14 protein-coding genes and 1 pseudogene are annotated in these 18,277 nt (G+C 47.7%); 13 read left to right on the forward strand and 2 right to left on the reverse strand.

Going from position 1 to position 18,277, the window contains the following annotated elements:
- Nucleotides 1-132: 132 nt before the first annotated feature.
- Both K7P76_RS02085 and K7P76_RS02090 read left to right on the forward strand, forming a co-directional pair.
- Nucleotides 133-414: a hypothetical protein gene (locus K7P76_RS02085; protein WP_232182507.1), complete on the forward strand. Its 282-nt coding sequence runs from the start codon at nt 133-135 to the stop codon at nt 412-414.
- A gap of 865 nt (nt 415-1,279) precedes the next feature.
- Complete coding sequence (locus K7P76_RS02090) at nt 1,280-2,032, forward strand: ATP-binding cassette domain-containing protein (protein WP_232182514.1); 753 nt, start codon at nt 1,280-1,282, stop codon at nt 2,030-2,032.
- Nucleotides 2,033-2,178: 146 nt separating this feature from the next.
- Here K7P76_RS02090 and K7P76_RS02095 read toward each other — a convergent pair.
- A pseudogene (locus tag K7P76_RS02095) lies at nt 2,179-2,346 on the reverse strand (DUF444 family protein); the annotation flags it as partial.
- Nucleotides 2,347-2,598: 252 nt separating this feature from the next.
- Here K7P76_RS02095 and K7P76_RS02100 point away from each other — a divergent pair.
- From K7P76_RS02100 to mazF, 8 genes are all read left to right on the forward strand, one after another.
- Nucleotides 2,599-3,600, forward strand: a complete 1,002-nt coding sequence (locus K7P76_RS02100; RefSeq protein ID WP_232182522.1) for an ABC transporter ATP-binding protein — start codon at nt 2,599-2,601, stop codon at nt 3,598-3,600.
- A 14-nt stretch (nt 3,601-3,614) separates the two neighbouring features.
- Nucleotides 3,615-4,625, forward strand: a complete 1,011-nt coding sequence (locus tag K7P76_RS02105; RefSeq protein WP_232182524.1) for an ABC transporter ATP-binding protein — start codon at nt 3,615-3,617, stop codon at nt 4,623-4,625.
- A 3-nt stretch (nt 4,626-4,628) separates the two neighbouring features.
- A complete protein-coding gene (locus K7P76_RS02110) occupies nt 4,629-5,429 on the forward strand; it encodes an ABC transporter permease (RefSeq protein WP_232182526.1) in 801 nt (266 codons plus the stop codon).
- A 4-nt stretch (nt 5,430-5,433) separates the two neighbouring features.
- Nucleotides 5,434-6,246: an ABC transporter permease gene (locus K7P76_RS02115; protein WP_232182528.1), complete on the forward strand. Its 813-nt coding sequence runs from the start codon at nt 5,434-5,436 to the stop codon at nt 6,244-6,246.
- Nucleotides 6,227-6,811 carry a helix-turn-helix transcriptional regulator gene (locus K7P76_RS02120; protein ID WP_232182535.1) on the forward strand — a complete coding sequence of 195 codons (585 nt, stop codon included), beginning with the start codon at nt 6,227-6,229 and terminating at the stop codon, nt 6,809-6,811. Before K7P76_RS02115 ends, K7P76_RS02120 begins: the two co-directional genes overlap by 20 nt.
- 559 nt (nt 6,812-7,370) lie before the next feature.
- The gene (locus tag K7P76_RS02125) at nt 7,371-7,619 is read left to right on the forward strand and encodes a hypothetical protein (RefSeq protein ID WP_232182543.1); all 249 of its coding nucleotides are present in this window, start codon (nt 7,371-7,373) and stop codon (nt 7,617-7,619) included.
- A 345-nt stretch (nt 7,620-7,964) separates the two neighbouring features.
- Nucleotides 7,965-8,189 carry an AbrB/MazE/SpoVT family DNA-binding domain-containing protein gene (locus K7P76_RS02130; RefSeq protein WP_232182545.1) on the forward strand — a complete coding sequence of 75 codons (225 nt, stop codon included), beginning with the start codon at nt 7,965-7,967 and terminating at the stop codon, nt 8,187-8,189.
- Nucleotides 8,183-8,521: an endoribonuclease MazF gene (gene mazF / locus K7P76_RS02135; protein ID WP_309244717.1), complete on the forward strand. Its 339-nt coding sequence runs from the start codon at nt 8,183-8,185 to the stop codon at nt 8,519-8,521. Before K7P76_RS02130 ends, mazF begins: the two co-directional genes overlap by 7 nt.
- 159 nt (nt 8,522-8,680) lie before the next feature.
- Here the strand turns inward: mazF and K7P76_RS02140 are convergent, their stop codons facing one another.
- Nucleotides 8,681-10,453: a glycoside hydrolase family 2 protein gene (locus tag K7P76_RS02140; protein WP_232182546.1), complete on the reverse strand. Its 1,773-nt coding sequence runs from the start codon at nt 10,451-10,453 to the stop codon at nt 8,681-8,683.
- Nucleotides 10,454-10,875: 422 nt separating this feature from the next.
- On the opposite strand from K7P76_RS02140, the gene K7P76_RS02145 reads away from it, so the two are divergent.
- The 3 genes from K7P76_RS02145 to K7P76_RS02155 are packed head-to-tail and all read left to right on the forward strand — an operon-like array spanning nt 10,876 to nt 18,265.
- Nucleotides 10,876-14,742 (forward strand): ThuA domain-containing protein, encoded by a 3,867-nt coding sequence (locus K7P76_RS02145; RefSeq protein WP_232182549.1) that lies wholly within the window; start codon nt 10,876-10,878, stop codon nt 14,740-14,742.
- Between the two features lie 19 nt (nt 14,743-14,761).
- Nucleotides 14,762-16,582 (forward strand): sensor histidine kinase, encoded by a 1,821-nt coding sequence (locus tag K7P76_RS02150; RefSeq protein ID WP_232182551.1) that lies wholly within the window; start codon nt 14,762-14,764, stop codon nt 16,580-16,582.
- Nucleotides 16,583-18,265, forward strand: coding sequence for a response regulator transcription factor (locus K7P76_RS02155; protein WP_232182553.1), 1,683 nt, complete (start codon nt 16,583-16,585; stop codon nt 18,263-18,265). It begins immediately after the preceding gene.
- Nucleotides 18,266-18,277: the final 12 nt, after the last annotated feature.

Raw genomic sequence — 18,277 nt, forward strand, 5'->3', positions numbered from 1 at the left:
CCTATTTTCTTAAGGTGTGTGATGAAAAGTTGTCAGAAACATTAGTTGGCCAACGGCGATGTACTTCTGTCCAGCCGTTCGGTCATTTGGCAAACTTCGAAGTCGTTTGCGTGTTGCTGTTGCCGGTTGCATATGTTTCGCTCCTCTCACTCGGAGATTACTCAAGGGGATATTGATGGCAACTGGGGGTTGCGGGACTCTGCAACTACAGCGGTCTTTACTTTTGGCATGGGGTCAGCAAATAATGACGTATATATTCCTGAAAGGTTGCTGCTTAAATATGATTTTTGGAGAAAAGTTAAAGACGGAAAGAAAAAGGATGGGATGGTCTCAAGAGGAATTAGCGGCGAAGCTTTTTGTTCGCATTGGTTGCTGGAGCTTTACTTACGTATGCATGGGGAGGCTTTGCCATGACAATATTGTTATGGCCGGATGACTCTCTAGCTTGGATAGGCAATGTGCTCTTTTCGTTGATCGCCATTGTGTTGCTGATTGTAATCTCAAAGCGTATACCCTAGACCCCCCCGTTGACAGTTTAAAAAAACTACGACTGACCAATTAACTTACAGACCTTGTTTTCAATATCTTTAAGGTAGTTTTCTGGACTTCTTCGAAACCGTCGTCGCTTCGTTCCTTCTTGAAGACGATCGTTCCAACGGCATCTCTCTTGAGTAAACGAACTGTAGCTAACTTGCCGCAGGCGCTCTAGTAAGTTGGGATGACGGAGAGCATCGTCTACAAAAACAACAAACTCACCGCTGCGAAGGATGTAATCATTCCAACTGCGGCGGCCTGTCATTCGACAATGTCTCGTCTTCGTTTGACGGAAAAATCGCTCATGATCGTTGTTCGTTCGAGGCACGTGGGGCACATCGTAACAAGTGAAAAGCCCTTTCCAGAAACCTTTCGTGAGCTGGCGGTTAGGTCGCAAACACGGTACGGCTTTGGTTAACTAACGCGCGAAGATCTACATGGAGACGACAGAACTCATCGCGGGAATGAGGGAGTTGACCCTATTCGGGCGGACCGGTGATCAGTTAAGTAAAATAGAGCAAATTCAGTCTACGTTAAATAAAGTACACAAGGCGCACAATCGGATTAGTTCTTTGTCGAGCGGTGGAATGCTGGCTGCCACCCATCTAAGCATGTGGCTTGTTCTAGTGGCTTCCGTGTATCTAGCGGGGACGGAGCAGTTCAATGCCATCGTCATACCTGCGCTTGTGATGATTACCATAGCTTGTTTTGAAGCGGTTGCCCCGCTACCCGCAGCTTTTCAGCAATGGAGCCAGACGTTGGCTTCCGCCGATCGACTCTTTCAATTATCGGAAAATACGGAAGCGGAACAGCACGGAAAGCCGGAGATTTCGGGCAAAGCTATAGAGGGTTCAAAAAAAGCGGAGAACTTCCCGTGTGGGACTCAGTATGGGAATTGCAGGTCATGGACCTCTCGTTCCGTTATGGAGAGGATGAGCCGGATGCGATGGAGCTCAGCGAGCTTCCCGACGAGCAAGTGCGTTCATTATTCGCCGTCGTATCCCAGCATATCCAACTGTTCGACGCTTCGGTGGAGGCGAACTTGAAGCTGGGGTGTCCGAATGCGGCAGAGAAGCAATTGCGTGCTGCGGCCGAAGCCGCATTAATAGACGACACGATAAACGCTCTTCCGGAAGGGTACGATACCTTGATCGGGGAATGGGGTGCACGATTGTCAGGTGGAGAGAAGCAGCGGCTTGCGTTGGCAAGGGCACTGCTGTGCCAATCTCCAGCCATTCTGTTCGATGAGCCGGCGACTGGCCTGGATCCTCTGACGGAACGGGCCTTCATCAACAAGCTGGATGAACTGACGAAAGACAACGCGGTGCTGTGGATCACGCATAGCCTGGCGGGCTTGGATGGTATGGATGGAACTATCGTCCTGCAGAATGGGTCCGTCAGTGAACGCGGAAAGCATAGCGAGCTGCTGCGTAACAAAGGGTATTACTACTGGCGCTTATGGCAGCTTGAGAGAGAGAAGGATTGGCTGTCCGTATGAACTTAGCATCAAGTTAACCCCTCTAAGCACATAACGATATGTGCTTAGAGGGGTTCTTGGTAGTTGATGAAGTTTCATGAATTTTCTAACTTCTTAACCCACCGCCTCCCGTTTCCGAAAGAAAGTCTTCAAAGCCTGATAAATCTCGCCTCGCCACGGGTCAAAAACTCTTCCTCCGTGACTTCCTTCGCCTCTGTATGGTGCGCGATAAAGACGATATCCACTTTCTCATATTGCCGCCGGAGAAACCTACTCATCCAGTAGAAAAACGAGTGAGCGCAGTATTTTTCAAAGCTTCCCATCGATGTAGATGTGCCAGAATTAACTTCCAATAATGGTCAAGTTACAAAAAGCATAACAGTAACACTACTTAAAACTTATTGACATATTTGAGTCATTTAAATTAATGTATATATAAACATATAGTATATATTTATACAGTTTAAGATGTCTTTAAATATCATTTGTTTATGCCTAGAGATTCGACCGATGAAGTAGACGAAGAAGACGCTTATCCAGCCAAGTACCATCAAATTATTTCTAAGGTAAGCGGGTGAATGGTAATCATGGAACAGCAAACAATCATTAAAGTACAAAACTTACATAAACAGTATAAGCAAATGATACGGCATGAGGGTAAGTGGGGGGGCTTGCAAGACCTTGTCAATAGAAAACATAAATTAATGACAGCAGTGGACAATGTATCTTTCGAAGTGGAATCAGGTGAGGCAGTCGCATTCATTGGACCTAACGGTGCGGGGAAGTCGACCGTGATTAAAATGTTGGTTGGCGTATTAGCCCCGACATCCGGGCTGGTAGAAGTGGAAGGAAGGATCCCTCACGGGAATAGGCTGGAGAATGCGAAACGGATCGGTGTTGTTTTTGGACAGCGGACGCAGCTTTTCTGGGACATTCCTTTATCGGAATCACTCCACTTGGCCCGGCATATGTATAAGATTCCACAACAGCAATTTAAGGAGAATATGCTCAAATACTCTGAAGTCCTCGGTCTGCATGAATACATGAACGTTGCCGTCCGTCAATTAAGTCTCGGCCAGCGAATGAGGGCAGAGCTGTGCGCGGCGTTGCTGCATAATCCACGAATTGTGTTTCTTGACGAACCTACTATCGGTCTTGATGTGGTGGTCAAGGAAAAGTTCCGAAGTTTGATTCGGGATATCAATGAGAAATACCATACGACCATCCTTCTTACTACCCACGACATGGTGGATATTGAACAATTATGTTCTCGTGTAATCGTGATCGATCATGGGAATATCCTATTTGACGGCAAGCTTGATCAGCTTAAACGGGACTTCGGAAGCGAAGAGAAGATGACGCTGGAAATGGACAGTAAGCTAGACGATTTTCGTGAAATATATGAACTCGGCGTCAAGTCTGTCGAACAGGAAGATCGAACGCTTCAAATCGTCTACGATAATCGGAGGGTTTCATCCAGCGCTATTATTTCTAATATTCTTTCTTCTTATACGGTAAAGGATTTGATTGTGCAACAGATTGAAATCGAGGAGATTATCAAAAATTTGTACAAAAACCGTCTAACTTAATTGGAGGTTCCGTGGTGGGGATACAAGTGGAGAATTTGGTGAAAACATTTCGCCGTCCTAGACATAGAGAAGGGATATTGGGAGCTTTAAGTGATTTAGTTTACCGGGAATACGATGAGAAAAAAGCGGTAGACAATATTTCTTTTAAGATCGAGCCGGGCGAAGTTGTCGGCTATCTGGGGCCTAACGGCGCAGGCAAATCAACCACAATCAAGATGCTGGCTGGTATTCTGACACCCACTTCAGGCTCCATACGAGTTGGCGGTTTGATCCCTCATACGCAGCGTATAGAAAATACAAAGCGGATTGGGGTTCTGTTTGGACAACGATCGCAGCTATGGTGGGAGATTCCGGTATCGGAGTCTTTTCAACTTCTTAAATATATGTACAAAATCTCGGAGGCGGACTTTCGCAAAAGATTGGGCGTATTCGAAGAGTTAATATCCTTGTCTGATATTTATCACTTGCCAGTACGGATACTGAGTTTGGGTCAAAGGATGCGTGCAGAGATGTGCGCCGCCTTGCTTCATCAGCCTGATGTTCTATATTTGGATGAACCGACCATCGGCCTGGATGCAGTGGTAAAAGAAAACATTCGCAATTTTATTAAACAAACCAACCAAGAGACGGGCACTACGGTGGTTCTCACCACGCATGACATGCCGGATATTGAGAAATTGTGCTCGAGAGTGATTGTGATTGATCGGGGACGAGTCATGTTTGATGGAAATTTGGAGATGTTGAAGCATCGTTTCGGTTCACAAAACAAGTTAATAGTAGAAGTGGAAGATGGCTTGCCGGACCCGCAACGTTTGTTGCTCAACGGTGCTGATGAGGTCATACAGGAGGGCAGAAGTTCCATTATAACTTATGACAGAAATCGAAGAAATTCCGCCGGTTTTCTGTCTGATTTAGCACAATTACATAAAATAATAGATTTTTCGGTAAATGAACCCGATATTGAGGAAATTATAAGAAGAATGTACAAAAGCTTGAACCAAAGTGATGTAGAGAGTAGGAATTAACCGTTGAGAATATATGCAGAATTGGCGAAAACGGCTTTTCAATCGCATATTACCTTCCGGGTCAATACCTTGATTCAACTCTTCGGACGGCTCATAGCCGTATTGATCCAAGTATCGATCTGGAGTGCCCTTATTTCAGCAGATAGAGGAATGACAACCTTAGAGGGTGTAGTCACCTTGCAAGAAATGATTACTTATACGCTGCTTAGTACAGCCATCACTTTGATCGTAACCAATAATATGATTGGACAAGTGGAACAGAAGATTCACAAAGGTGAAATTGCCACCGATCTCATTAAACCTATTTCTTTTTCAGGATTGCTAATCTCGGAATCTGTCGGCATTTCCTTCCAGAGAATCATATTCGAGTTAGTTCCAGTTGTCCTCATTTCCTCATTGCTCTTCGGTATCCAATCGGCCTCCGTCGTTCATTTATTGCTATTTTTAGTTATGGTCATCAACGGAACCGCTATTTACTTTTTAATCTCCTATCTTTTCGCATTGACGGCTTTTTGGTACATCGTATCCTGGCATTTTGGAGCTCTGTTTTACATGATTATGATGGTATTCTCAGGCAGTTTGGTTCCAGTCTGGTTTTTTCCCAATGCGTTGTCGACGGTTGCTGAATGGCTGCCTTTTCGTTTAATCTTTTACTCTCCGATTTCTGTTTATCTAGGGAAAGTAAACGGAATGGAAATCATTTGGATGATCGTGCAGCAGTTGATTTGGATTGCAATTCTTTTACTCGTGCAAAAATGGATCTGGTCCCGGGCGACTACCAAGCTAGTGGTTCAGGGGGGCTGAGGGTATGGCATGGCATTTGGTCAAATTGTATAGCCGGTTTATCATTGCTTATATTAAAACCATTACCGCGTATAAACCGTTATTTGTGATTATGGATGTTGTGATCAATGTTGCTTTCACTTTAATTCAACTGACAGTGGTTTGGCTGCTTCTTTATCGATTTGAAGGAATTTCCTCCTGGAGTTTTTATGAGATCGTATTATTGTACAACCTTAACATCTTTTCCTATTCTCTAAGCGCCATGTTTATTTGGAACCCGATGAAGGATTTGCAAATGATGGTTCGCGACGGATCATTTGACTCGATGTTAATAAAGCCGATCAATCCGCTGCTTCATATGATTTTCAAACAATTTTCGCATGGTCATTTGATAACCGTGATTTTTGGTGTTGTTATTTTCTTCAAATGTTTTAACGCTCTTCACATCGAGATGACATGGGAATGGAGTATTTGGTTGGCTGTTAATATCCTAGGGGCGGTATTGATTCATAGTGCCATTATGATCTTAGCTGGATCGATCAGTTTTTGGGCTGTGAAGTCCGATTCTCTTTTCCAGATGGTCATCTATGACTTTCGCACATTGACCAATTACCCCATTCAAATTTACGGTCGTGGCGTCCAACTGCTGCTTGCATTCGTTATTCCTTATGCCTTTGTTAATTACTTCCCTGCCCGTCTTCTTCTCGATAAAGAAGACAGCAGTATTTTCCCGAATTTATTCATTTACGGTACTCCTCTAGTCGGGATGATCTCTATGGGTTTGGCTTATGCCGTGTGGAGACGCGGGATTCGAAGATATGAAAGCAGTGGAAGTTAGTTTATACGGTATCATTCTCCATTTAAATGCCGGAAGAGCAATTATGAATCAACCGCTCCTCATTAATAAAGATATTACTCCTAATGAATCTCTCTCCTCTATCATTGAACGTATGCAATCAAGAGTAGAGCCTTTTGATTTACATATGGAACTGAAGCCTATTTTTGATCGATTGATCCTATCAAATGCCAAGGAGAACATGTCTGAAGTCGGTGTGTTAAGTGGGCCAATTGATACAAGACTGATTCGTGTGAATCGCTACATTAGTGAGAATTATGATAAGCCGATAACTTTACGATTGCTGGCAGATCTCATACACTGCAATCCGGTTTATTTATCTAATACTTACGCAAAAGTATTTAAAATATCTCCAATAAAATATGCGCAGCAAGTAAAGATGTTCAAAGCGAAAGAAATTCTGCAACATACTTCCCAATCAATATGTGACATTGTAAATCAACTGGGGTATATTTCAAGTTCTCAGTTTACGGATTTATTCAAAAGGTACCATGGGGTGACACCTTCCAAATTCAGAATTATGCATCTCAACAAGAGTAATAGATAAGAGTCTGCGAAAGTCCAAGGCATGAATTGATTCAATTACGAACAAAAAAACGAATAGCTTATAGAGTTCAGGAAATATTTCATCGAATTATACGCTAAAATACTTCTGCCATTTGAGTAGACACAACTTTAAGAAGCTTGGAGTTGCTTATTATACTTTTTTTTCAGAAAGCTGCAAAAGAATTCTATACAAACATTGTCGTAACAATTGCCTTTACGGCTCATGCTTCCTACCAATTTTGTTTTGTCGATCCGCCCTCGGTAATCGTTTGATTCATATAGAGAAAACCGGAGGCCTCCCATGCAAGAACACGAATTCCCCCGAAACATCTGTGGTCGGTCTGTAACCTAGGACGATGTACAGATGATTCGCTCTCTTATTCAGGACAACCCTGCCGCCTTGCGTACTGAACTTTCGCGTAAGGTCTGTTTGGCATGGAACTGGATTAACCAAGGCGGTCCACGAGGACAAGCTGTCACCGAATGAGTTCATTAGTTATCGGGGACCGTGCTGCATTTATCTCATACATGATTTCGAATGCCCGAAGAAGCGCGAGGGCGTGCATCTTCTCCTTGGTAACGAGACCCCGTTCAAGATTTGGCTCAACGGAGAGTTGGTCGCCACGGTCAAAGAGCCGGCCATGTGGATGCCATATAACCATGTTGTTTTGACAGAGCTCAAGTCGGGCAAGAATCGGTTGGTCATGAAGCTGCTCGGTTTCGGCAAATCGATGGATTTCAGCTATCAAATGAGAAATGAAGCATCCAAGATGCATCTTTTTACGGATTTAGCCACGATAATCGAATAAATGCACGAATCCGGTTTGCCCGGCGAACATTTGGTTTGGTTCTATGGAATTTAGAAGCCTAATCCAACAGTGAAATCGTAGCGACGTGCGCATGAGCGAACCCAAACGGCCCAAAAGAACGCCTGTTTCGGCGATATTTTTGTTTCAGTTATAACCATTATGCACACACACGAATACGTCCATGGTCTGGATGAGCCTGAAGCAAGGAAATCCATGATTGCTGTTTTTAGAAGTACAGGTGCCCTTCCGTTATACTTGGTACTCCGGCGCCTGCCGTTCGACCTTTATTTGACATTTCTCTGCCAAATGTTTATACTTTGTATAAACGAATTGGGAGGCGGTATCATGATGCAGGTTCAAAAATGGGGTAACAGCTTGGGTATTCGCATCCCAAAGGCATTGGCCTTGAAAGTAGGTCTGAAGGAAGGTTCCGAAGTTGATCTTGATATTGAAGATGGTCACCTTATTATTAAACTCAAATCGTTAGATGAGCTCTTGGCACAGATCACGCCTTACAATCTCCACGCTGAGGTTCCTACAGGTGAGCCGCAAGGACGGGAATCGTGGTAGAACGATACGTTCCAGGTCGCGGCGACTTGGTATGGTTGCAGTTCAATCCACAATCGGGGTATGAGCAAGCTAGCAAGAGACCCGCCTTAGTCGTATCATCAGCGGCATACAATGGGAAGGTAGGCTTAACCTTGTTCTGTCCGGTAACCTCGAAGATCAAGGGCTACCCGTTCGAAGTCATCATTCCGCAGGATTTGCCCATAGAAGGGGTTATTCTGTCTGATCAGGTCAAGAGTCTCGACTGGTTATCCCGCCAAGCAGCGTTCATATGCAAAGTGCCCGAGAAGACACTTGCCGAAGTCATCTCTAAAATTGACTTGCTGATTCATTAACAGGTTGCTTGCCTTCCGAGGGGTTCCTTGTCCCCCCCGCTCCAGCATTTTTGTATTTGCTTGGCAATGCTGAGAAGGAAGGTTATACGGCTAAGATGTAGGATAAAACCCCGACGAGGAATAGTCTCGTCGGGGTTTTCATCCACTCGAACTCCCTATTTAATACCCTTCCGGCTGCTTGCCGTCGTTGATCAGCTTGATCATGTCGAGCGGCACTTTCGGTTTGCGGTCGTACGTCAGCAAGCCGTTGATTTCCTGTTCCACGTCCGTCAATTGGGTATAACAGAAGCCCTGCACGATTGGAGAGCGAAGCAGAGGTTGGGTGACGTCCATGTAGCGTTCGATAAAGTCGCGTTCGTTCGTCGCGGAGGAATATCCCCAGCCTGCTTCGCCACCCTGTTGGAATGCTATGCCGCCATATTCCGATACGATGATCGGTGCGCCGTCATACGTAAAGCCCGGTACGTAAATCCAATTGTTCGACGGCTTGGAATTTACGGCATTTCCTACCGTGCTGTAACGCTGTTCCAATACATCGCGCTTGCTTTCGTAATCGTGTATCGTGCAAATGTCGGATTGGACATGCTCCCAACCATCGTTAGAGATGACGGGGCGAGTGCGGTCAAGCGATTTCGTGATGTGATACATGGCTAGCGCATGCTGTTGCTGGAGCGAATCGACAAGGATTTGATTCACTCCCCAGCTTTCATTGAGAGGTACCCATGCGACGAGGCATGGATGGTTGTAATCTCGTTCGATCGCTTCCTGCCATTCCTGCATGAAACGATGCGCATACTCCTCCGAGTAAGCTTGGGAATTGGCCATTTCTCCCCAAACCAACAGTCCCATTCGGTCGCACCAGTACAGGTAGCGCGGATCTTCGACCTTTTGATGCTTGCGAGCCCCGTTAAAACCCATTTTTTTCGTCAGTTCGACGTCTTGAATGATCGCTTCATCGGACGGCGGAGTTAACAGCCCGCCTGGAAAATACCCCTGATCCAGTACCAGCTTCATGTAATAGGGCTTGTTATTTAAACATATTTGTCCATCAACGATGGATATTTTGCGCATACCGAAGTAGCTCGTCACTTCATCCGTCTGACGACCGTCCACGAATAAAGTAAATCGAACATCGTACAAGTGCGGTTTTTCGGGCGTCCACAAGCGTCCTAAGCTATGGTCGACAAAATCATGAAGACAGAAGCGGTACTTCGTTTCGGGATGGCGGATTTGACGGGTTTCTTCAGCAACAGGCTCTCCTCCGAACGTCACCGTCGTCTGCAGTCGGATATCCCGGTCGGTGACGTCGCCTTGGACAAAAGCGCGAATTTCAATGCTGTTCGAATCGATATCCGGAGTCAATTTAACCTTACGGAGATAGGTATCCTCTACGGCTTCCATCCACACTGTTTGCCAAATTCCCGTCGTCCGCGTATACCAAATCCCTTCGGACTTTTCGTTCCAATATTGTTTGCCTCTCGGCAAAGCAAGATCATGGCTAAAGTCGCGGACTTTCACCACGATCGAATGGATACCGTCGTGAAGCAAATCCGTGATTTCAGCCGAGAAAGGCGTATGGCCTCCTTCATGGAAAACAGCCAGCCGTCCGTTCACCCAGACCCAAGCCTGATAATCGACGGCGCCAAAATGAAGGATAACCCGTTTTCCGGCAAATTCGGTCGGCAGCGTCACTTTCTTGCGGTACCAGACCTGATCGTGAAAATCGGTATCGCCGATGCCGCTGAACTCGCTTTGGAAGCAAAAGGGGACAATGATGTTGCCGCTGAATTCGTGCCCCTCGTACCACTTTTCGCGGTCTCCTTGCCGTTGATCGTCGAATTCGAATTCCCATTCGCCGTTCAGGTTGATCCAGTCGTTGCGTACGAATTGCGGACGTGGATAATCCGGACGCGGTATGGAAGTATTGTTCATTGATTCCGTTCACTCCTCGTACATTATGTAATTGCAAAGTATATATGAAATATACAATGTTATAAAAGTGTTGTAAACTAGCAATTTAGTCATTACGATATGTTCAAAGAATCCGAATCGGGGGATCGCAATGCAGATAAACCAAGACATCGGGGATGGTATTGGGATAGCTCCAGATGCACCGATCGAGAGGTTTGGGTTTTCTTGGAAAAATACTTCAACGATCAAAGATCAGGTTTCTTCAAACAAGTAAAGATAGATCATGGAAGTAAAGCAATGAACATTACGATTCATTTGCACCGGACGTATAATAATTACATAAGGGGCCTCTTGAATTAAACGAATATGAAGCAAAGAATTGTTTTGTAAGCGCTTTTATCAATGAAGGCAGTTCAATTTTAATTAGAAAAGGAGACCCTGTGATGTTGAAAAAATATGTGAATATCGGGCTTATTGTCTCTCTTTTGCTTGGTCTTTTTCTCACCTCTTACGTGTGGTTCGTTCCGCAGGCTAAAGCGGAGCCGGCTTTCAAAGTTCTCGTATTCAGCAAAACGGCAGGCTTTCGCCACGACTCCATCACGGCCGGCATTGCCGCTATTCAATCGATGGGCGCGGCCAGCAACTTCCAGGTAACCGTCGCGGAGGATGCCAGTCTGTTTACGACCGTCAATCTGGCTCAGTATTCTTCCGTCATCTTTCTCATGACTACAGGCGATGTACTGAATGCGGCACAGCAAACCGCCTTTGAGGGATATATACGATCGGGCAAAGGATTTGTCGGCATTCATTCCGCATCCGATACGGAGTACACCTGGCCATGGTACGGCTCGTTGGTCGGTTCTTACTTTGATAGTCATCCCGCCGTCATGCAGGCGAATATCAAGGTTGCGGATCAGGCGCATCCCTCAACCTCCACGCTGCCGAAAAACTGGACACGAACGGACGAATGGTACAATTTCAAGTCGAATCCAAGGGGGGCGGTTCATGTTCTGGCCACTTTGGATGAAACCACATATACGGGCGGAAATATGGGGTATGATCACCCGATTGCCTGGTGTCAGCGATATGAGGGAGGAAGATCATGGTATACCGGAGGCGGACATGAAGCTTCCAGCTTCAGTGAGACAGCGTTTAAGCAGCATATTCTCGGCGGCATTCTCTGGGCATCCGGCCAGTCGGCCGGTGATTGCTCGGCCACCGTCTTTAACAGCAGCAACTATGCCAAGCAGGAGATCATCACGGGAGCCAATGCTCCGGTTGCTTTCGATATTACGGACGATGGACGGGTCTACTATATCGAAAGAACGACCGGGAAGGTTCAAGTGTATAAGCCAGCGACAAGCGCTGTAACTACGGCGGCGACGCTGCCGGTATTCAGCGGCAACGAAGACGGCCTGATGGGGATTGCGCTTGATCCGAATTTCATTACGAATGGCTTCCTTTATCTCTATTATTCGCCGGCGGGTTCTACGGCGGTAAACAGACTGTCAAGGTTTACCGCAGCGAACGATGTCATCGATCTGTCATCGGAAATCGTGATGTTGAACATTCCGGTGCAGAGAACGGAATGCTGCCATTCCGCCGGCGACTTGAGATTTTCCTCCGACGGCAATTTGTATTTATCCACTGGCGACAATGTCAATCCATTCGATTCCAACGGATATACTCCCATCGATGAGAGAGCGGGGCGCTCGGCTTGGGACGCACAGGGCACGTCTGCCAACACGAACGATCTGCGCGGCAAAATTCTTCGCGTCAAACCGCAGGCCAACGGCACCTATACGATCCCGGCAGGCAATTTGTTCCCGTCCGGAGGAGGAAAGCCTGAAATTTACGTGATGGGCAACCGCAATCCGTACCGGATCTCACTGAATCCTTACAATAATACATTGTATTGGGGAGAAGTGGGGCCTGACGCATTGGTTGACAGCGATTCAAGGGGGCCGATGGGTTACGATGAATTCAATATGGCCGCCACTGCCGGAAATTACGGCTGGCCGTACTGTATCGGCTGGAACTGGTCTTACAGGGATTACAATTTCGCGTCCGGAGCGTCCGGAGCGTATTTCAATTGCAACGCTCCAGTCAATCAATCGCCGAACAATACGGGGGCGCTGAACCTGCCCGCAGCGCGAGCCGGGATGATCTTCTATCCGTATGGCCAGGCGCTTAGCTTTCCGGAAATATCAGATCAAGGAGGAAGAACGGCGCTGGCCGGTCCGATGTACAAATATGATTCGGTCAATCCATCCGTGTATAAATTTCCAGCCTATTTCGATAAATCATTGTTTGTATTCGATTTCTCGCGCAACTGGTTTAAAGAGCTTAAATTCGATGACAGCGGAAATCTGCACAAAATCAATCCGTTTTTAATGAATATCTCTTTTGACCACCCCATCTACGCCAGAATGGGCAAGGACGGGCAGCTCTACGTTTCGGAATATGCCACCGGGGGCAGCGACGGCAAAATCTCGCGGATTCTTTACACCGGAGGCGTGAACGCGCCTCCAACCTTGAAAGCGGAAGCAAGCGTGACCAGCGGCCTATCTCCTTTGAGCGTTAATTTCGACACCGCCGGCACAATGGACATTAATGGAGATAGCTACACATTCGCCTGGGATCTGGACGGAAATGGCACAGTGGACTCCGCTTCTCCCAATCCGCAAAAAACGTATACCGCAAACGGCATTTATAACGCCCAAGTGACCGTTACCGACAGTAACGGCGCTTCCGCAACGAAGACGATTCCCATTACAGTCGGGAACAACGCCCCCGTAGTGAAAATCACGGCTCCCACTGTCGGTGGATTTTACAAGTGGGGGGATGTCATTCCTTTTCGCGTCACCGTCACGGACGCCCAGGATACTGTCATTGACTGCGCAACGAGAGTTTCCATTGTCCCAGCTTTGGGACATGACACGCACTCACATCCCGGACTAACGCAGTATGGGTGCTCAGGCACGATTACAACGGTTATGAATGATACGAATCTTGAAAATTCCTATTATCTGATTACGGCAAGCTATACGGACAACGGCGGAGTGGGCGGCATTTATCCATTGACCTCTTCAGCCACCATCCGGGTGAATTCAACTGACCGGCAGTCCGAGTACTATGATATGAAGAGTCCGGCAATCAAGATGGAGCCGACTGCGGATATCGGCGGCGGGAAAAATATCGGGAGCATTTCGAACAACGATTGGATAGGCTTCAAGTCATGGAATTTGGCAAACCTGGTCGGCGTTTCTGCGAGGGTTGCATCGCCACTTGCTGGCGGCTCGATTGAAATGCGCGCGGATTCGACGACAGGCACGCTGCTCGCCACTCTGGCTGTCCCCAATACGGGAGGCTGGCAGACTTGGACGACAGTAAGCGCACAGCTTGCCAATGCGCCTGTCGGCGTGCATGATATTTACTTTGTATTTAAGAGCGCCTTAAGCGATAACTTAATGAACGTCAACAAATTCGATTTGCTTGGCAACGGCATTTCCTTGCAATCCAATACAGTGGCCATCAAAGCCGGAATTAACGGTAAGTTCGTTTCCGCTCCGAACGGAGGCGCCAATTCGCTGATTGCCGACCATGCAGCAATCACTTTATCGGAGCAATACGATATGATCAGTCTGGCTAACGGCAATGTGGTCTTCAAGTCCAAAGCGAACAACAAATACGTGGTGGCCGCAGCCGCGGGCGCGAGTCCTCTCACCGCAAGCAGCACGTCCGAGGTCGATCCCTGGTCCGAATTTTTATTGATTGATGCGCTTGACGGCAAGGTTGCGCTTCGGTCAGCGGCGAATAACAAGTATGTCACTGCGTCAGGCTCGGGCTCCGGAGCACTGATTGCAAGCAGCACCAGTTTTGGAGCTGCGGAGAAATTCACGATTCTCGGGCAGGATACGGCAACCGTTTCCCTGTATACGAATGCGAACGGCAAATATGTAACCGCGGAGGATGCCGGCAACAGTCCGCTCATCGCAAGCAGAGCGGCGGTAAGCACTTGGGAATTGTTTAGCCAGACAGCCCTTGCCAATGGTACAATTACTCTAAAATCCAACGCCAATGGCAAATTCGTGGCTGCGGATTACAGCGGTAGCATTCCGTTGATCGCCAACCGGGCGGTTGCCGACACATGGGAGCAGTATCAGCAGATTTTCCTGGCCAATGGCTATATCGCGCTGCAGGCGATATCCAATGGCAAATACGTCACCGCCGAGGATGCCGGCAATAGCGCACTGATCAATAGCCGCACCGGAATACTGGGCTGGGAGTTATTCAAGCTGTTCAAGTAGGCGAATCGAGGAGAGCGTCATGGAAAGAGAACCGGATAACGAGGACCTGAAACAATCCGGAGCAATACCTGATGCACCGATAGGTAAATTTGGATTCTCATGGAAAAATACGGTTTATTTCCGGCTGCTGGCCACCTTGATCATCGTGATTCTTCCTCTCTATGTGATTGGAACCAACCTGTATCAATGGGGGGCATCAACGATTAAAGATCAGGTTACGGCGGCGAACAGCTCGCAGGCCAGATTTTACCTGGACAGCCTGGAGACGGACATTAGACGTATCCAGGCTTTGCAATACGATACGCTGAACGATGAGGATTTAAATGAGCTCGCCAATCTGGCGGGAATTATGACGGATTATGAATACAGCAGGGCCGTAGACAGGCTGAAGCAGCGATTAAAGGCCATCAAAAGCAGCAGCAGGTACATTGAAGATGTTACGGCATACATCCATCCGATCGAAAGGTCTGTGTCTGCGGTCGGCGGGTATCGGGAATTCGACGCGAATCGATTCGAAGGGGGCGGCGGGCCGGGCACGGCCCGGATGACCGAACCATCGGGCATCATGTACCAGAGCGAGGCCCGCGTCATTCTACTAAATGCCGGGTCCTCGATGTCCAAACAAAACGGAGGCCATTTCCCCCAGTATTCAATTGAAGTCAAATTGGCCGTTCGGAATATGCAGGAAGCGATGGGCGATCCTGAGTACTCCGATGGAGGGTTCATGCTGGTAGACAGAAACGGTCAAATCATATTTAACAGCTCCGGAACCTCAGCGTTCGCGAAAGCGCTTAATACGGGCATTCGCGGCCAATTGGGCAATGGCAACAAGGGTACCGCTTCCTTAAGAGTGGATGGCAAGCTACTGCTTGCAGCCTCCGAGAATTCGGCTTATTTGGGCATGGACATGGTGCGGTATATTCCTGCCGATGCCGTGTTCAAGCCCATTGACAATTACCGGGTATGGTTCTGGATTTTTTCCTTCTCTGCCCTGCTGATCGTTCTCCTGTTTTCCTATTCGCTCTATAGTATAATGCACAGGCCGCTTCTGAAGCTGCTTCGAGCCTTTAGGAGGTTGCGCAGCGGGGACATGCAAATCCGCATTCGGCATAATCATAATGATGATTTCAACTATCTGTATATGTATTTTAATCAAACCGTGGAAAATCTGGACGTGCTGATCGAGCAAGTGTACAGGCAGAAAATACTGGTTCAGAAAGCCGAGCTTAAGCATTTGCAGGCGCAGATCAATCCGCATTTTTTATACAACAGCTTCTTTATTTTGCATCGAATGATCAAGGGCAGAGATATGGCCAATTCTCTCGTATTTTCCAGGGAGCTCGGCAACTACATGAAATACATTACGAGAAGCGCGGCGGAAACGACCGAATTGGCGAACGAGGTTGCCCATGCCCGGTCCTACGCCGAAATTCAGGCGATGAGGTTCTCGAATCGGCTGAGGGTTGAATTTGCCCAACTGCCCGATACGATCGCGAACAAACAAATCCCTCGCCTGATTCTCCAGCCGATTATTGAAAATGCGGTTGTGCATGGTCTGCCTAACAAAGTAACGGATGCGTACATTCGGGTTAGCTTTCCTTCGATGGAGGGGGCTGTAGCGATCGTAGTGGAAGATAACGGAGAAGAATTAACGGATTTGAAAATGTCTTCTTTAAGGAAGCAATTGGAATTTCACGATGACAATCAAGAGACGACAGGGCTGCTCAACATTCATCGGAGGATCCAGTTGAAGTATGGCATGGAAAGCGGATTAACGGTCAGCAGAAGCGAATGGGGCGGACTGAAAGTAACGCAGCTTCTCTATGTGGGAGATGAGTGAATGTACCGATTATTGATTGTGGACGATGAGCCGCAGATCGTGGATTGGCTATACGAGCTTATGTCCGACTATACCGGACTCGATTTGGAGCTGTACAAAGCCTACACGGCGCTTGAAGCTGTCGAAATCGTCGATCGGATGAAGCCGGACATTGTGCTGACGGACATCCGAATGCCCGGGATGACGGGTATTCAGTTGCAGGAGTATGTTTTGCAGCGGTGGCCGGACTGCAAAATTATTTTTCTGACCGGATTTAACGAATTCGACTATATTTATAGCGCCATGAAAAGGAATGCCGTCGGCTACGTCCTGAAAACCGAGGATGACGATGAAATTATCCGAACGATCGAGAAGGCGGCTTTGCAAATCAGCGAAAGCTATAGAATTGACGAGCTTATGGAAAAGGTGCGGGATAAAATGCAAGCCACGCTGCCGCTGATGCAAAAAGAGTATGTATGGAGTCTGCTGCAGGAGGAGCAGAACGATCCGGCAAGGATCGGGAAGCAGCTGCAGGAGCTGGATATTCCGCTGGATGCGGCTCAGCCCGTGCTTCTGCTCATTGCCCGAACGGATGGGAAGGACAAGGCTTCCGGACTTTCGGAACGCTCTCGTACCCTGTGCTCCATCGGACTGATCTTGGAGAAGTACCTGCAGGGCTCGGTGAGGTTCTATTATCTCGTGCAGGACCATCATACGATCATCGGGTTCATCCAGCCTGGGGATATGGGCGGCTCCGACAAAGCCGGGGATGAGCTATACCTATGGTCGAGAACGTTCCAGTTCGTCAAAAGCACACTTGAAAGCGTTCAGATGGCTTGCAAAGAAAATCTGGGTGCCGCCCCTTCGTTTCTGCTTGCTTCCAGGCCTGTTGCCCTGGAACGACTCGCCGGGAAGTACGGCGAATGGTCCAAGTGGCTTGGCTATCAGATGATGATGGGTACCGAAATTCTGATGACAGATCGTGATCTCTATCCGGATGAGTCGCAAAGCCATGGCTTCGCGCCGCATCCTCTGGCGGTGGAAATGGAAATGGCTCAGCATCAGATCAAAGTGCTGTCCGAATGGCTGGAGAAGGGGCAGGGGGAGCTGTTCTTTGAAGCTTATGACCAGTTTCAGTCCCGGTTTCGGCGAATCGCGGACATGAACGATGAAACGGGCGTCGAGCTGTATTACAAGACGGCTGTCCTATTTCTTGCTTATCTCAATCGTCGGCATCTGGCAGAACGGGTAGCCCCGCTGATCGACCTGCAGAACTTGACCCGGATGGATCGGCACCCGGGCTGGCAGGAAGCCGCAGCTTATTTAAGACGGCTGGCTGAAATCATCTTCGAGCTGCAAAAGGGGGAAACCGAGCAGAGAGTCGCGGAGGCCGTACTTTACGTGAAAAAATATTTGCTTCAGCATCTGCATGAGGATTTGTCGTTGACGCGTCTGGCCGAGCTGGTGCACTTTAACCCGTCCTATTTTTCGCGGATGTTCAAGCAGGTGACCGGGCTCAATCTGTCGGAGTACTTATCCGGCGTGCGGCTTGAGAAGGCGAAGGCACTGCTGGAGTGCAACAAAAAGGTGAATGAAGTGGCCGCGATTGTAGGCTTTGAGTCGGCGGCATCCTTTTCGCGGTTTTTCAAAAAGATGGTGGATATTTCTCCCCAGGATTATCGTGAGAGTTGCTTGAAGAGGTAAAAATTGGGATGG

It is taken from the genome of Cohnella silvisoli (genome assembly GCF_021190915.1).
Lineage (GTDB): Bacteria > Bacillota > Bacilli > Paenibacillales > Paenibacillaceae > Cohnella > Cohnella silvisoli.

What these genes read in the sequence shown, in the direction of transcription:
- K7P76_RS02140 (WP_232182546.1), bottom strand. Translation starts at nt 10,453, where the DNA reads ATGAACAATACTTCCATACCGCGTCCGGATTATCCACGTCCGCAATTC.
- K7P76_RS02145 (WP_232182549.1), top strand. Translation starts at nt 10,876, where the DNA reads ATGTTGAAAAAATATGTGAATATCGGGCTTATTGTCTCTCTTTTGCTT.
- K7P76_RS02130 (WP_232182545.1), top strand. Translation starts at nt 7,965, where the DNA reads ATGATGCAGGTTCAAAAATGGGGTAACAGCTTGGGTATTCGCATCCCA.
- K7P76_RS02120 (WP_232182535.1), top strand. Translation starts at nt 6,227, where the DNA reads ATGAAAGCAGTGGAAGTTAGTTTATACGGTATCATTCTCCATTTAAAT.
- K7P76_RS02155 (WP_232182553.1), top strand. Translation starts at nt 16,583, where the DNA reads ATGTACCGATTATTGATTGTGGACGATGAGCCGCAGATCGTGGATTGG.
- K7P76_RS02150 (WP_232182551.1), top strand. Translation starts at nt 14,762, where the DNA reads ATGGAAAGAGAACCGGATAACGAGGACCTGAAACAATCCGGAGCAATA.
- K7P76_RS02115 (WP_232182528.1), top strand. Translation starts at nt 5,434, where the DNA reads ATGGCATGGCATTTGGTCAAATTGTATAGCCGGTTTATCATTGCTTAT.
- K7P76_RS02090 (WP_232182514.1), top strand. Translation starts at nt 1,280, where the DNA reads ATGGAGCCAGACGTTGGCTTCCGCCGATCGACTCTTTCAATTATCGGA.
- K7P76_RS02100 (WP_232182522.1), top strand. Translation starts at nt 2,599, where the DNA reads ATGGAACAGCAAACAATCATTAAAGTACAAAACTTACATAAACAGTAT.
- K7P76_RS02085 (WP_232182507.1), top strand. Translation starts at nt 133, where the DNA reads ATGTTTCGCTCCTCTCACTCGGAGATTACTCAAGGGGATATTGATGGC.